Below are 17,096 nucleotides of genomic sequence, written 5' to 3'. Positions count from 1 at the left end.
ATCATTTAAATGTCAATCTGACTGAAGTTATACTGTTAGCAGATAACAACACCGTTATACCTTCAGCAGATTCCATCAAACCAGTATCAATCACTTCCATATTTTTTGTTTCGTTCGTTTCAACGGCACTTGCTTTTTTTATTCCTGCTAATGGTATTTCCAGCCATTGAGAAGCACCATTCAGATTCAATAATACGATGGTCACTTCACCGGTCTTTTCATCCCAATAGGCAGTAGCACATACTTCTTCATTATTTGTAACTGCCTTAATACGAGTTGTTTCTGTTGCATATTGAGCATAATGAGCCATAATATAACCATTCTTTGTGATTTCTCCTTCACTCGTCGGACTCCGTTTGTCCGTATCGCCCATCAAACCATAAAAGCGCTTCAAATACCAATATATATAAGCACTGCAATACCCCTCCATACACATGTGAATCTCTTTACCAAGATGATTGAGACTGTATTGCCATTTCAGGAATTCCCATTTCGAAGAATCATCAGAATTCTCACCGTCATTAAAAAGATGTTCTGTCATCCACCATGTCTTTCCTTGAATACGTGAATACACACCACAGATGTAATCGTGGCGGTTCTTAACATATCCGCTACTCAAATCTGTAAACCCTTGATAGAGATGTCCGGCTAGAATATCCGTTTGAGCAAATGCTTCGGCGTTGTTGATAATAGGATCAGTATATTCAGGCTGCATACCACAGGCTTCCGGTGACATCAGTTTCACTCCTGTTTCCCGTATCCTTGCTCCGTATTGTTTTACAAAATCCACTACTTCAGAAGGAGTCCAGTACGTAAATTCCATATCCGGTTCGTTCTGGACAGAAATCGCATAGAGGTTCACCCCTTTTTCCTTCATAAATGTAACATAACGGATAAGATGGTTTGCATACGCTTCATAGTTTTCTTTTTTAAGGTGTTTCATTTCCTTTCCATTCACCGTGATTTTATCTGCAAGCGCATCTGTACAATCCCATGGACATGCAAAGATAATTGCTCCGTTAGCTTGTGCTGCCTTTGCTGCTTCTACATCTGCACTCCAATCTGATTCGTTGGGATAAATCATCAAGCGAAGGATAGAATACCCCAATCCGCCGGCACCATACATTTTATCTAATTGTGGTGCAGAAATAAGATTGTCACCACACCAGATCTTCGGATTGTACATGCCGCCAAATCCTACAACCGGCTGATATTTCACCATAGGATCAACAGTTAGTGTAACCGACTTGAATGGCGGTTCTTGTTCTACCAGCAAATCAACAGTTGTTTCATTAGTTTTATCGAACAAGTGAATGGTTTGCGTACGCTTTTTCATCGTACTGTTTGCCCCACAAGATACACGAACCTTCGTGTACTGTTTTTCCCCACTACTATTCCCACCTGATGTAGGAGTAACGCTTTTTACGATCTCTCCTTCACCGATAGTTATCTCCCAAGAAGTCTTCGCCCATTCCACCACAACATCCGTCTGACTTTCCCCAGTACTCACAGTAATGGATTTTTTAAGAAAGAGCGCATACGCGCCCTTTCCTTCATCCATTTCTTTTTTTTCATCTTCCCCTCCCGAACAAGCCCCCAAGAGGATATTCGCAAGAAAGAGACAAAATAATAATGTAATATTCTTCATATATAAATAGTCCTTTTAATCCAGAGGAGAGGATTATTTCAATCCGTCCACTATACCTTCATACATTTCATTACGGTTATAGTCCGATGTCCAAGGACACAGTTTATAACCAGTATTGGTCTCTGTAATACCCGATATAGAGATTCCGTATTGCTTGTCTGCAGGAATAAGTCTTCGATACTCCTGCATGATAAAAGCCATATAAGAAGCAGCGGCAGCTCTATCTTCTTCTGTTAATTTATTAATCGCAATAAAGTTGCCATCCAGTTCTTCAACCATCATGCTAAGATCGGATACCCGTATCAGTTTACCAGTCTTACCTAATTTATCAAACAGATTGGTGATCATCGTTTTATTGCCTTCCTGGAAAACAACATCTTTGGAATAAATTGCATTGAGAAGAATATTGTACCCGTCAATTTTGGTAACGTTGTCTGCTTCCCAAGCATCAACTAAAGATATGAGTTCATCAGCCATATTCCCCATTTCATCATATTGACCAAATGTGTTGCTGACAAAAAGCTCAAGATCTACATTGGCATTCTTCACTGTATCACGGGCAATCTTCACGGCGGTACGTGCATAGTCTACTTCACCCAAATATTCACCCCAGTTAAATGTATTATCATTAACAGTCTTATCCAAAGGATTACCAATTATATTCCAAGCTTTTACACTCTTCGTTTCATTCACACCTGCATACACCATACCACCAATCCATTTTTCCATTTCTTTAGTGAAGATTTCCTTTTTCTCTTCTGGAGTCTTTTCGATATGTTGCGGCTTGGCTTCCCATGTAAAAATCAAATTATCGATGTATGCTGTCCAGTTAGTAGAACTGGATCCAATTGAAAATTCTATCTCATTCAGGTCTTTCATTGCATCGGGTATTTCAATTATAGTAGCTGGAACTTCATCCTTCTTCGGGTAAGTACCTTCCTTTACAAAGGTCACATAGATGCCTCCACGTTTCCACGTATTATTGTCATCACAACCATATGCTAACGCATTCTGCTTAAGAGGGAAAGTTTGACCATTTATTACCACACTCATTCCACCACCATATTTACCTGCAATGAGGCGCATATCCATAGACATACCGCTATAATCTCCTAGTGTCTTACCTTCGCTTAGTTTTACTGTAAATTTCGGGAATGAATAGGCTGCATGATCAATAAAAAGTACCTTACCACTCTCGTTGGCTGGATCCTGTACTACAGTGGCTGTTGCACCATTAGTCATAGGATAGGTTTTATTTAGTTCATCCCCTTCAAAATTGATAACCGTGGTACCTTTTCCTGATACTTCATAGTCCATAGAAATATTATCTATATAAAATTGTGCACTAGTGGATGCAGAACCTATCGCTAAATCAAATTCTGTCAGACTTCCAAAACTTTCGGGTACTACCAATCCGGGAGCAGTAGCATCTTTCAGATTAATTGTTCCTTCACGTTTCCATTTATCACCTCCGTCACAGAAATCATTTCCATTTTTTCCTACATTAAACTCCGTTCCATTGATCAAGACTCGTAAACCTTGTCCCCAAATCCCATCAGTTCCTACAAAACGCAAATCTACATTCAATCTAACGTAATCTCCGAGTTTTCTTCCTGCAGGCAAAACTACGTGAAATTTAGGATAGGAATAAGCAGCTTTCACATCATTTGTTCCCACATGTAAAACATGACCGCTTTCACCGGCAGGGTCTTCCTCAACTATAGCCGAGCTATTACCTGTCATCGGATAAGTCGTACCAATAGCATCATTTTCGAAATTAAATAATTTCGTTGTTCCTTTCTGAACTTCTACCGGAATATCTATCGGCTCGATAAGCTTATTATAATATGCGGCACGCTGTCCTTGGTTTGAACAAAGTACCCCTCCATAAAGAGTCACGCCAGCCTCCGCTGCTACATCGGCAGCCGTTTGCATGCCACCAAAATTGTAAGTACCGTCCTCCTTTAGTGTATTTAACGGATCGTAAGAACCGTTCATATCCACTGCATCAAAATTGGTAAACACTGTACTGAATGCAATTTCTTTCTTTACAAATTCGCTTCCCGGTACATTTACAGCTAACTGAAAAGGTGTGCCACTACGGTCAATATACGACTTCAGCAGGTCAAATTGAGCTAAATATTCGTTGATAGCTGCATTCTGTGGTTTCTCTACTTGAAGCTGGCAATTATATTCGTCTGTACACGACATTATCGACGCAGCGATCAGTGTAAAAGCAATTATCTTGTTATTGATGTATTTCATATACTCTTGATTTTAACGTTCATATCAAAACATCATTTTCTCACTACTTCGAGTGACTTACCACCATACACATTACGTGTACGTAACACCAAAGTGTCTTTTGTTGCAAGCTGAATGTTATTGTCTGTCAAATTGACTGTATAGTCAAGATAAATGGCATTCCTGTCTTTTCCGCCAAGACTATTTTTCTCACCTTTGCTGACAAACTTGCCACTACCGCTTACCACTACATTCTGCGAACCAGAGTGTACAGTGCACGAACCATCTTCTGCAAATGACAAACGAACAGTATAGCTAATATCCTTACCACTTTCATCCTTGGTTTTCAATGTCAAAAGATTGTCTTTCATACTTTTAGTAGAAATATTCACAACTTCATCATTTTCCACAAACTGTTCATGGCGAATAATATCTTTTGATGTACCTGCTACAGTAGCATGATCAATACCACGACGCAAGTACTCTCCGTGCCAAGGATTCACATACTTCACTGCATACAAGACAAAATTCTGCGGCAATATGCTCCAATCACCGGCATTAGTTAACACCGGATTTTCAACAACTGGCTTCCCTTGCAAAATAGAATCCGCCCCCTGAACATTAGTCATCAACAAAGGAATGACATAATTCTCACTGATCGATTTTTCATCAGCAAAAAAATCATCCGTCAACTGCACTTCTACTCCCGCCATTATTTGCCCTTTAGGAATCGCAATTCGATCGGAAGCCAACGTGTAATAAGAAGCCGGCATAGGGACAAGAGGCTGATCTGTATCTTTAAAATAAAGATTGTCACACAAGGACTCATCCACTTTAAAGTTTATCACCACATTGTTTCTATTAGTATATCCTCCACCCCAAGCAGCTTTTATTACCATTTTATGCTGATTGTCAAGAGTATTATCCACAAATTCACTCTCACCAAGCTCAATGGTACGAAGTCCGTATTGGTTGGCAAAATATACTGTCTGGTAATCGAAATCAGGAAATTCATTGTCACTACTTTCGCATGACGTCCAAGTAAGGATCAATAAAACCAGTCCGATATATGCTAAGTTCTTTTTCATAACGTACTTTTAATTAAATATAATTCTATAATTATTTCCACCCTCTATTTTGTACAAGGTTGCTGAACTTGAGTATTTCAGAATTTGGAATCGGGCAATAATACATGTAATCTTCATAATTACGTTCTTCGACAACGAATTCATTAAAAGAATGTCCATCTCTGTCCCAGTCGATACCACGTACCGGCTCGTTCAAGTTTTCTTTCCAACGACGTATATCCCAGAAACGGAAACCTTCAAAACAGAGTTCCAGACGACGTTCATTACGGATAAGATTAGCCATTTTGTCTCTATCGCCCGCACATTGTTCCAGATAAGGATCAGAAGTACCGCCTATACCGGCACGCTTACGAATAGCCTTGATTACATCATAAGCCGAATAACCATTTCCATTATCTCCTTTAGGTCCCCACGCTTCATTAGCCGCTTCAGCATAAGCCAAATACATCTCTGTATAACGAATACGTGGAATATAATGCTGCTGATTCGTAACCGATCCGAGCGCACGATTTACATCCATACGCAGTCTTTTCTTCATATAATAACCGGTACGTGTAGATCTCTGCTCTTTCACATCTATACCGTCATCAGTGCCCGATTTACGCCCTGTATATATAGGTACATCGCCTACTCCAGCTATACTTCCGTTATAGATAATATATTTTGCCAAACGAGGATCACGTCCATTATAAGGATTATTCTTATCATAGTTACTGTTAACAATGTCCGAGATAGGATACCCATTAGCCATAGGGAACGCATCAACAAGGTTTTGTGACGGATTCATATTGCCACTACCATTCAAAGAAGGCGGAAAGTTATTTGCCTCCTGTGAATTGGCAGCCTCACTATTACTAACATTTTCACGCCAAATAATCTCTTTAGGATTAATGCCTTTTTGCAAGTTCTCTACTACCTCTTTTGAATAATATTCCACTCCTTTATCATCCAATCCGCCCAATCCTCCATTGTAGTTGAGTACAGCGGCAGCCGCATTAGCAGCATCGGCCCATGAAGCAGGATTAGAGGCATCCTGAAAAGCCGGACTAGCAGCCAAAAGAGCTGTACGAACACGATAAGCACGTGCAATCAGACCATTGAATAACTGACGGGACTTCTCTCCCATTACAGTATTATATTTACCTTTATCCTGAGTAATACTCTGAAAATCGGCAGGTACCTCATTCACATCATTATACTCCCAAGGAAGTAATTCTTCGGCTTTTTCCAAGTCACTATATATCTGCTGTACACAATCAGCAAACGAAGCACGAGGTAAATTAAGGTCCGAGTTTATAGTAAGATACTCTGTCAAACGAGGTACACCGAGCAATTCTCCGTTTTCTCCAAATCCAGCATGTGCACGAAGCAAATAGTATAAAAACATACCGCGAAGTCCATAAGCTTCCCCCTTGGTACGACGAGCAAACAATTGTGCTTTCTCTGCATCATCCGACCACCTTACCTTATCCACATTTTCCAGGAAAAGATTGATATACTGGATAGAACTGAACGAATTGGTCCATTGATTGATAGGCGTCCATAGCCGGGAAGTCCAACCACCGGTAGCCATCGTGAGAAATGCATTGTTCTTCTGATTAATGACAGCATCATCTGTTGCATATTCACTATTATCATAGTATCCCGGAACGCAACGGTACACATTCACCAGGAAGCCTTGTGCATATTGAGCATCGTCGTACATCTGTTCCACATCCTTGAAGTTCTCGATGGCCGGCTCGAAAAGGTCATCGCAACTATTCAGCATCAAGGCAGCAGCTACCAAAAATATTATTTTCTTTTTCATATTATGTACTATCTTTTTTAGTTAGATTTAGAATGCGGCCTTAAAGCCTAGATAGAAATTCCGGTATTGGGGAGCCCCCAAACTCATCTCCATATACTCACGTTCTTTTGCTATTGTAAGTAAGTTGCTTCCACCACAATACAAGCTAAGTCCACGTATGAAAGTTCCGTTGAAAGTATCTGTAGGAAAATCATAAGTAAGCTGCACATTACTCAAACGGAAAACATTATTCTTGTACATCCAGAAAGTAGAATTACGGAAGTTATTATCACCATTGCTGGTAGAAAGACGAGGATAAGTAGCTGTTTCTTTCGTTTCTTCAGTCCAACGTCCCATAACGATTTCTGAGAACTTGCTCGTACCTCTGTTCCAGTAATAAGAATTATTTTTAAAAGCCACCGCACCGGTTTGTCCCGATCCCATTGCAAAAAGAGTAAAGTTCTTGTATTTCAATGTCAAATTCAAACCAAAAGTAAATGGTGATGTAGACCACCCGCCTGCACCCAGATCAATCTGGTCATCACTATTGATTACACCATCACCATTGATATCCTTATACTTCAGGTCACCGGGACGAACTGTGCCGAATGTCTGCTTGGCATGTTTCTCGATATCAGCCTGATCTTGAAAGAAACCTTCGCAAACATATCCATAAGTTGCATCAAGTGCACGCCCCTGGCGCAACAAATAAGACTCATTCGCCACTTCATCACGAATAGAAGCTTTTGAAGAAAATACCATTCCATTAAACCCGAGAGTCACGTCGAAATCACCTATCTTTTTATTTGCACTTAGTGAAAAATCAAAACCAGTACGTTTGTCTTCATTATAATTGATCCAAGGTAAAAATGAAAGATCTGTACCTAAATCGAAAAACGAAGGATAAATAGTAGAAGCACCTTGAGTTAGAAGTCCACTAGTCTTCTGAGTAAAATAGTTCGCATTAATTCTCAACAGTCTATTGAATAAAGTGGCGTCTATACCTGCACGAACTTCCTCACGAGTGATAAAGTCAAGATTCGGATTGTCACCTCGTTTTGAACCGGTCGTATTACCACCCACCGTTCCGTCATACCATTGAAACCAACCGCCTTTGTCAGAAAAATAGCCCTTATACATATAGTAATCAGAAATATCAAGATCCTGATGCAACTTGGCATAAGAAGCCGTAATCTTCAGATCGTCCACAAAGCCTACACTTTCCATAAACTTCTCTTTACTGAGTCTCCATCCCAAAGTGACCGATGGAGAAAAAGCGTTGCGATTTCCTTCCGGCAGCTTAGCTGAATGTACCAAAGCACCACTAAAGTCTGCATAATATTTATGTTCGTAATTATAAGAAGCACGCAATCCCAGATTTACGTTGCTGGTACGATGATAATCACTACTCTCATGACCTTCATCAGCCGAACTTTGTGTCTGGTATCCCCATCCCAACAAGGTCGCAGATACATTATGGAATGTCTTAAATGTACGGTTATAATCAAACTGTGCACTGAAAGTCATGGTCTGGTCGTAAGTCGATTTACCTACATATTCGTTAGTTGATTTTGTATCATCATTGAATTTGGTAAGTCCGATAATCATATCCTTACCATTCACATTAGACCATTTAGGCTCATAAATAGCATACTTTTCAGCATAAGCTTCTGAATAATAAGAAGTGTAATCTACGCTATAAGCAGTTTTGAAAGATAAACCCTTTAACAAGCCTCCAAGATCCGCCATCACCGCCACATCAAACATAAATCTACGTGCTTTTTCCTTCGTATATCCAGCAGCAAGCAATTCGGAAAACGGGTTTGTCGTGTCTGCCGAAGTACCTCCTAACAGATACTTACCGTCTATAAGATGATTGCTGTTAGTTATATATTCCTGTATATATGCAACATTAGGATCCATCATATCAATGGGTAATAATGGTGCAAACCAGTTGGGGCGCAATGTAGAAGCCGCTCCCCAAAAGTCACCACGGCCTTGATAACTATTGTCAAAGATAATAGCAGCATTAGTAGTTGCTTTAAGCCATGAAGCCAGTGCCATATCCACATTACCACGTACATTAAAACTCATATCATAAGCTTTCTTTGACTCACCGTATTTCAACAGGCTATTAGCATAATTCATACCGAAGTTCAAGTAATAATGAGTCTTTTCATTACCTCCATACACTTCACCCGTAACATCAGAATTAGTATAGAACTTTCTTAAATAATCTGAACTATAAAAGTCTATGTCCGGATAACGATAAGGATTAGTACCCATTGCCGTGTTATAAATAGTACCGGCATCATACCTTTCTGCTATACCGTCATTACGACAGGCTTCATTGTACATGGTCATATAACAATCTGCATCCAAGTACTTAGGATAAGCCTTCGGGACATTCACCCCTACATTGGCACGAACATCGATATGCATGGGTGAATCTTTGCCTCGCTTGGTAGTGATAAGAATTACTCCTTTCGCGGCACGGCTACCATAGAGTACCACGGCTGCCGCATCTTTCAGCATAGATATACTTTCCACTTCCGAAGCCTTTACACTTGATGCACTACGAGGCACACCGTCTACCAGTACCAACGGTCCTTGTCCCCAAAGAGATGATCCATTGTAACCACCGACAAAACTTTCAAGGCCCACAAGGCTATTATTGTTAGCAGTCTTCTTTGTCAGCTCTGACGTGTTGACAGTAGAAATGGCATGAGTCAAATCTTCCTGAGCAACTTTGCCGAAAGCCACATTCACTAAGCTGTCCTTGCTTTCCTCCTGTGCCTGCACACCTGTCATGCTAAGCAATGACATGGCAAAAACAGTACAGCCGATATATATAAACTTTCTATTCATATTTCGCGTCATTATTAGTTAATACGTCATGATTACCATCCCGGATTCTGGCCAAAGCCTTCATACAAGTAAACATCTGCTTTGGGTAATGGCAGCCAATAGTGTCTGTCGGTATACTTTCTCTCCACTAGTACCACTTCTTTCAAGTTCATGATTTCATTCTCCTCCGGATGCTCTTTGTTATAGCTTGCGGTAGGTACACGGTCAAACTCAATCTTTGTCTTCAAGGTATAAGGACTCTTATCAAGAAGCATCCAACGACGGAGATCCATAAAGCGAAAGCCCTCAAAAGCAAGTTCTACGGCACGCTCGCGGCGAATCTCACCAAGAAAGTCTGTCGTATTTCCAGTAAATCGATCAAGTACGTGAGCCACACCGGCACGATCACGAATCTCATTGATAGCATCCTCAGCCGTCATATAGAAGCTAGAAGCTTTACTTTGCGGAGAGCCATAACCTACAGCCGTTGCCTCCGAGTACATCAGATAAACATCCGCTAAACGCATCAAACTTAAAACAGCGTAGTGAGCACCTCTGACGTTAGCATTATTCACTATTTTTAGACAGAGTTTACTATTCATATAACCTGTAAAACACCCTTTCTGCGGATCTTTCTCTTCACTGTCCGCTCCATTCGTATACAACTGGCAATATTGTCCGTTTCCAGTTTCTCCGCACCATTCACCGTCAAATATGATGTCTTTATAAAAACGCGGATCACGATTTTTCCAAGGATACTTAGGATCATATCCTGATTCTGCATCGGCTTTTGTCATATCTTTGATCGGATAGCCATTAGCCATACCAAAATAATTTACATAATTAGCAGTCGGATAACATTTAATACCAGCATTGATATGAGAACGCGGACGAAAATCCGTATTCATGTTATAGTTCCAACGACCATCATACTGCACTAAATTTTCGCGGAAGATAGCTTCTTTCACCCCGTTAAGCTTACCGCCGGAATTGTATACGACAAACAGGTCGTTATAATTTTCCATATCTGCTAATTCATAGCGTTTAGTATCCTCAACAATCTTCAAAGCTTCGCCAAAAGCTTCAGCTGCACGCTTACAACGTCCCGCATCATACTCTTTGTCACCTCCGGAAGCCCAGTTCATTAGCGGACTACCCGCCCAAAGCAATGTCTTCCCTTTATAGGCCAAGGCCATAATTTTATTAATACGAGTATCATTCAAACCAAGAGTAGCTCTACCGGCTGTGGTTTGGTCCCAGTCAACGGGAAGCAAAGGAATAGCATGGTCAAAATCAGCCACACATTTTTCAGCACACTCTTGCCAGGTAAGTCTGGATAATGCAGGAGCAACATCCGGCGGTAATACTTGGTCAACATAAGGCATTCCACCCCACCATTCCATCAACATAAAATGAAACCATCCACGGAAAAAATAAAGTTGTCCTTCAATAAGATTACGTTCTTCTTCTGTAGCACTTACCAAATTACCAAGATTAGCTATACCAATGTTAGCCTTACGGATACCATACCAGCAAAGTTTCCACAAATTACCCTTATCACTGCGTTCCTGTGAATTAGCCTTTCCACCACGTATAGAAGAAGGATAAGAATAATAACAGGTAGTCCATCCCCAGAAATCACCATAGTCAATATTACGGGCAAAGAGGCGAAGCTCCTGTGGCTCCCAATAATCTTCCTCACCAAAATTAAAACTAGTATGATACTCACTGTTTGATACAACAGGTATACAGTTATAGAGTTCCTCGGTAAATCCCTGGAAATTCTTGAAATTCTTATATGGATCATTCTCTTCAATGTCACTATATGGAGATTTGTCCAAATAGTCAGTACAAGAAGTAGCTCCCAACATACCGGCCAAAGTGATGACCGACGTAAGGAATATTTTATTAATATACTTATTCATAGTCTTTACTTAGTATTTATAAAGTAATGTCGATACCAAGATTGAAACGGCGCATTGTCGGATAAGCACCATCAGAAGAACTATATCCGGTATTAGATTCGCGATCATCCGGCATTTTAGTCCACATATAAAGATTATCACCGTTCAGATATATACGGCAGTTTTTGATCCCCATCTTCTTCAACCAGTTTGATTTTTGGAAAGTATAGGACAATTCAACATTTTTCAAACGCAAATAAGAACCATCGTACCAATATCTAGTGCCTGATGCTGCTTGATCAATAGTGGTTCCCCAACGCGGTGCGGGCAGAGTAGCACTCCCATCGGGAGTCCAATAATCACCTTCAGCATAAGCTACATGGGCAGTGCTACGGAACGTCGGGAAATTGACTTCACGAGTCACATTGTTTACTCCATAGAACTGTGCAAAAATGCTAAATCCCTTCCATTCAGCTCCAATTGAAGCATTGTAAGTATTCTGAGGCATCGTAGAATACTGATAGGGAGCACGGTCATCAGCATCAATTACACCGTCGCCATTAAAATCGACAATGTTATAATCCCCAGGAAGTTTTGCATCATTACCCGTTGTCCAAACCGGACTTCCAATCACGTCATCCCATGTAGCAAGATTACCATGATCAATATAAGAATATACCTGATTAATGGCATGTCCCGCCCCTTTCTGGTAATCAGGTTTCAAAGGTGCATCATCACGGAATTTCACTTTGTTGACGGCATGAGTCATGCTAGTATTGAGCCAAGCACGAATACCATTATTAAAAGTATGGTTCAATCTCAACTCCAACTCATAACCATGACTGCTCACTTTACCGAGATTAGCATAAGGAGCATCAGTTCCAAAATAAGAAGCTATCGCTCTATCGCTTCCCTTCACCAAAATATCAGTACGAGTGTCATTGAATATATCCACCGAACCGGCAACCGCCCCTCCTAAAAAAGCATAATCAATACCTAAATTTCTCTTTTCTACAGTTTCCCATGAGATATTAGGATTCCCCAGTCGACTGATTGTGTAGTAAGTATAAGGAGTATTAGCAGGCTTAATATTACCCATTAGTGTGTTACCTCCATAATCCAACTGATTTTTATATAAGAAACGACCATCTGTAAATCTTTGCCAAGGCTGAACCACCGCATCATCTCCCACTCTACCCCAAGAAGCTCGTAACTTCAACATATCGAGAAATTTCAGATTGTTCTTAACAATTTTTTCCTCGCTAATCATCCATCCTAATGAAAAAGAAGGGAAAAAAGCAAAACGGTAATCAGGACCGAACTTCTCTGAACCATTATAGGCACCATTAGTTTCGAAGAAGTAGCGCATAGCATAATTATAAGTTAAACGAAACACCCAATCTTCACGATAAATAGGGAACACACTGCCCGACGCTTCTTTCAAACGACTGAAAAGAGCAAGAGCAGTCACTTCATGTTTACCGAAATTTCGTGCATAATCCATTTGCATGGAATAATAAAGCTTACGATAAGTAGCACCAGTATTCACGCTACCAGCCTGATGTTCCCAATAGATAGGATTGATAATAGCATCCAAACCGGTACCAAGCTCCGGTTGTTCCAAAATAATTTCTCCAGTATCAGGTCTAACCCACATACGCTGAGAATTATGATACATATCATTGACACCACGTTTATTTTCAACAAATGTATAGTCCATTGAGAAATTAGCTTTGAATTTCAGCCCTTTGGTAAGCATATGCAAATCTTGCTCAAGGATAAAATCTGAAGTCATCTTTGTAGTCGTACGTTTCTCCGACCCTGCTACAGCCAGTTTGTATACGGAGTTAGGCACATCGGCATCACGAGGTTGATACCATCCCCACATACCGTTAGAATAAATCGGACGCATGGCATCAGGAGCACTTTTATAGGCTGCTGCCCAAAAAGTTGCATCTTGGTCATTATAGTCCCATGGTACGGTACGCTGAGCATTCGATCCAAATAGATTGGTAGAAAACTTTGTAGTTTTAGTCAATTGGAAATCCAAATTACTACGCACATTAATACGATTATAGCCAAAGCCATAATCATAGCCACGACGGTTATCATATACTTTAAACAAGTCACCCTCACTTACAAAATCAGCCGCTGCAAAATAACTGACAATTTTTGTACCTCCGGAAACATTGACACTGGTATTGTAAGACATGGCTGTACTATTAAACAGTGCTTTTTCCCAATCAGTATTAGGATAACGATCCCATTCTTCCGCATTGGCAGGATGACGATACTTATCAATAATGGAAGTCGGAGTATAGTCATTCCAGCCATTAGGATTAAGACAAGCCTCGCGTTCAATAGAGTTATTCAACAGATAAAAAGTATCGTATGCATCATACTTCTCCGGTAGTTTGGATGCCACCTTTGCTGTTACATTAGCTTTGATTTGCACACTAGCTTTTCCTTCCTTACCACGTTTGGTAGTTATAAGAATTACACCATTGGCACCCTTCACACCATAAACAGCCGTAGCAGAGGCGTCTTTTAGCACTGAAATATTCTCTACAGACGAGATATCTACCGAACTCATCTCACGTTCAATACCATCCACCAATATTAAAGGTTCACTATTATTCCACGAGCTCTGTGTACGAATGATAATCTGAGGATCTTCTGCACCAGGCATACCAGAAGAAGCAGAAGTAATAACTCCCGGCAAAGACCCTGTCAATGCTGAACCAAGACTAGTTACACCACCGGCACGTTCCAGTGTCTTGCCACTTGTCTGCGTGATAGCACCTACCACTGACGCTTTCTTCTGTTGTCCGTAACCTACAACTACTACTTCTTCCAGTTGTTTGGTATCATCTTCCAACGTCACTTTTATCATCCCTTTGGAAGATACTTTCACTTCCTGTGGTTTCATTCCTACATACGAAACAATAAGGACGGACTTCTCACTGGGCACAGTCAACACAAAATTGCCATCTATATCTGAGATCGTACCTACTGAATTATTACCTTTTAAAGTTACCGAGGCTCCAATGATTGTCTCACCATTACTGTCAAGAACCGTTCCCCTCACCGTTATCCCTTTCTGTGCTGATGCTGTTACAAAACTAAACAACATAAGGAGAAACAGGTAAGGAATTTTTTGAATTTTCTTCGTTACATTTTTCATTACCATTAGTTTAAGATGTTAATTAACTACATTGTTTTCTAATCATCATTCTTTTTTTAATTGCATTAGCTATCATTATAAATATCACTCATAGTTACTAGTATTAGATTTATATAAAAAAAATAATTATTTGCAAGTAGCGTATAATCCAATTGTAGTACCGGTAAATCCACCAGCCGTTGTAGTAGAGAGATAACTGGGATCTACATCTTTACAAAGCAGTTTCCAGCTTTTTTCACCATCAATAGAATAATAGAAATCGTAACCAATTCCTTGAGATACTAATTTCAAATATACTTCATTTGTATCTGCGTCTATTTCATCTGAAGCCAATGTCTGTTCCTTTTCACCGATTTGTTTCAGAGAAATATTTTTATTCTCACCCACTTTATTCAAGCAGAAGAAATATTGATGTGTCTCATCTTTAAACAACAGCATTCCGGCTGTTTCCTTATCGTTAGAAGGATTGAACAACATACGTGTAGCACATTCAAATTTATGATGTTGTAACCGACGACAAACAAATGCCGGAGTTTTCTTTTCGGTAGCGCTAATATCTACACACTTCAAGGTCAGGTATCCGGGTGTTTCCGTCAACGAATATAAATCGGAAGCAGAAGCTCTCAAAGTCATCCAAGTCATATCAAGTACAGGAGAATCAAAGTTCGCTATTAACTCGAAGTTACCATAAGTAACTGTCGTATCGCGTTTCGCACCTTCACGTTTTACAATCATAGGTACTAAATCATCGCCTTGTGTCATGTACGGGAATCCATCTTCACTCCATTTCACCGGCATCATAAATGTTTCACGTCCCAAATTCTCAAACTGATTATTAATAGGGCGACAAGCCAGAAAAACAGCCCACCAATCTCCCTCTTTTGTTTGAATCAAGTCTGCATGACCAGCACAGGTTACCGAATTAGGACGGCCAGAATTCAAATGTCTTTGCGTCAGAATCGGATTGTTTTTCCATGGAAGAAATTTACCCATCGGAGAATCACCACGGAAAATCACTTCCGAATGCCAGTTACCCGTTCCACCTTCGGCGGACATCAAGAAATACTTTCCATTTATTTTATATAAATGAGGACCTTCTATCCAAATTGGTTTGTCTGCCGGTTGAGCTCCTTTGTTTACAAGAATCTTACGAGGACCGATCGTCTTATCTGTTTTCACATCAAACTCTTGTATGCGTATAGTACGGTGGCCGCTATATTCAGGTTTATTATCCGGAGCCTCATCATTATTAACAATATATGCCTTACCATCTTCATCAAAAAAGAAAGAAGGATCAATACCTCCGACCTCCGGCAACATGACGGGTTCCGACCATTCACCAAACGGGTCTTGCGTCTTAACAAAGAAATTTCCGGCTCCGACATTGGTTGTTACCATATAATATGTCTTGTTATACGGATTATAAGAAATAGCCGGAGCAAAAATACCGCCACTCACTTTCTGTCCTTCCATATTCACTAATTGCGAAGCACGGTTCAACACATGCCCTATCTGTTTCCAATTCACCAAGTCTTTGCTGTGAAAAATAGGAACACCGGGGAAATAAGTGAATGTAGATGTTACTAGGAAATAATCACCTTCTCCATTTGTACAAACACTAGGATCAGAATACCATCCCGGCAAAATAGGATTATAGAAATAGTCTTCATCTGACAGAGGATTGGAAATATAAAAATCATCATTTCCTTTATAAGAAAAATAGTCAAAGAGAGCCACAGATTTTCCAATAGCCGGTAATTGTTGTTCTTTCTTTGAGTTACATGACATCATTGTTATCCCCAACATAAATATGGAGAGCCGGACGATTGACATTAATTGTATTACCTGTGTATTCTTCATAATACCTCTTATTTTCTTTATAATCAAATATGAATTACTGATCTTTTTCTGCAAAGATATGCCAGCTTATAAAACTACAAACATAATTATGTTACGGGCTTCTTTTCCTAAATAACATCTTCATTTTCAATGTTACATCTATCTTTCCCCTTGTAGCACACCCAAATAATTACACTGATTATAAGCACATTACAATCTTATTTTTTTTGAATAAAAGCTATTCAAATTCCCAAGGTTCTTCGTCAAATTTGGTGGTAATCTCTTTTTTATTTCGACGGTTTCCCTCTTCTTCTTTCTTAATCCTATAAAAAGTTGTAGATATGTTTGCTTTTTAGTAACTTTAAAGACACCACATCATTAAGAGTTACAATGCAACAAGCCATATCTACAACGTACAAATATACATCAAAAAAAGAAAATACTCCTACAAATAGGGGATTATTCCATGATTTCAGATTCAGTCTTGGCTACGATAATCTGCAACAAGATGGTATCTCTGAAGCTGTTGGCTCATTGACGGTCTTTTTACATACGG

The 17,096-nt window shown here is 39.9% G+C and carries 8 protein-coding genes; all 8 read right to left on the bottom strand.

Going from position 1 to position 17,096, the window contains the following annotated elements; translation table 11 throughout:
• Position 1: 1 nt before the first annotated feature.
• On the bottom strand, positions 2–1,648 hold the full coding sequence (locus BSAG_RS20445; RefSeq protein WP_008016208.1) for a glycosyl hydrolase: 1,647 nt from the start codon (positions 1,646–1,648) through the stop codon (positions 2–4).
• 33 nt (positions 1,649–1,681) lie between these two features.
• Entirely contained in the window at positions 1,682–3,913 is a 2,232-nt protein-coding gene (locus tag BSAG_RS20450) for an endo-1,4-beta-xylanase (RefSeq protein ID WP_004316137.1), read from the bottom strand.
• 32 nt (positions 3,914–3,945) lie between these two features.
• Positions 3,946–4,980, bottom strand: coding sequence for a DUF5627 domain-containing protein (locus BSAG_RS20455; RefSeq protein ID WP_004299668.1), 1,035 nt, complete (start codon positions 4,978–4,980; stop codon positions 3,946–3,948).
• A 31-nt stretch (positions 4,981–5,011) separates the two neighbouring features.
• Positions 5,012–6,787: a RagB/SusD family nutrient uptake outer membrane protein gene (locus BSAG_RS20460; protein ID WP_004299667.1), complete on the bottom strand. Its 1,776-nt coding sequence runs from the start codon at positions 6,785–6,787 to the stop codon at positions 5,012–5,014.
• Between the two features lie 27 nt (positions 6,788–6,814).
• On the bottom strand, positions 6,815–9,634 hold the full coding sequence (locus BSAG_RS20465; protein ID WP_004316138.1) for a SusC/RagA family TonB-linked outer membrane protein: 2,820 nt from the start codon (positions 9,632–9,634) through the stop codon (positions 6,815–6,817).
• A 32-nt stretch (positions 9,635–9,666) separates the two neighbouring features.
• Positions 9,667–11,538: a RagB/SusD family nutrient uptake outer membrane protein gene (locus BSAG_RS20470; RefSeq protein WP_004299665.1), complete on the bottom strand. Its 1,872-nt coding sequence runs from the start codon at positions 11,536–11,538 to the stop codon at positions 9,667–9,669.
• Between the two features lie 16 nt (positions 11,539–11,554).
• Positions 11,555–14,707: a SusC/RagA family TonB-linked outer membrane protein gene (locus BSAG_RS20475; protein WP_004316139.1), complete on the bottom strand. Its 3,153-nt coding sequence runs from the start codon at positions 14,705–14,707 to the stop codon at positions 11,555–11,557.
• Between the two features lie 120 nt (positions 14,708–14,827).
• A complete protein-coding gene (locus BSAG_RS20480) occupies positions 14,828–16,561 on the bottom strand; it encodes a glycoside hydrolase family 43 protein (protein ID WP_004316140.1) in 1,734 nt (577 codons plus the stop codon).
• Positions 16,562–17,096 lie beyond the last annotated feature (535 nt).

Origin of the sequence: Bacteroides sp. D1, from assembly GCF_000157095.2 — a bacterium.
GTDB classification, from domain to species: domain Bacteria; phylum Bacteroidota; class Bacteroidia; order Bacteroidales; family Bacteroidaceae; genus Bacteroides; species Bacteroides xylanisolvens.
This window is presented reverse-complemented; position numbering and strand designations above follow the sequence as displayed.

Excerpts from the sequence above, each read along its gene's own strand:
- BSAG_RS20465 (WP_004316138.1), bottom strand. The coding sequence starts at position 9,634 with ATGAATAGAAAGTTTATATATATCGGCTGTACTGTTTTTGCCATGTCA.
- BSAG_RS20470 (WP_004299665.1), bottom strand. The coding sequence starts at position 11,538 with ATGAATAAGTATATTAATAAAATATTCCTTACGTCGGTCATCACTTTG.
- BSAG_RS20450 (WP_004316137.1), bottom strand. The coding sequence starts at position 3,913 with ATGAAATACATCAATAACAAGATAATTGCTTTTACACTGATCGCTGCG.
- BSAG_RS20460 (WP_004299667.1), bottom strand. The coding sequence starts at position 6,787 with ATGAAAAAGAAAATAATATTTTTGGTAGCTGCTGCCTTGATGCTGAAT.
- BSAG_RS20455 (WP_004299668.1), bottom strand. The coding sequence starts at position 4,980 with ATGAAAAAGAACTTAGCATATATCGGACTGGTTTTATTGATCCTTACT.
- BSAG_RS20480 (WP_004316140.1), bottom strand. The coding sequence starts at position 16,561 with ATGAAGAATACACAGGTAATACAATTAATGTCAATCGTCCGGCTCTCC.
- BSAG_RS20445 (WP_008016208.1), bottom strand. The coding sequence starts at position 1,648 with ATGAAGAATATTACATTATTATTTTGTCTCTTTCTTGCGAATATCCTC.
- BSAG_RS20475 (WP_004316139.1), bottom strand. The coding sequence starts at position 14,707 with ATGGTAATGAAAAATGTAACGAAGAAAATTCAAAAAATTCCTTACCTG.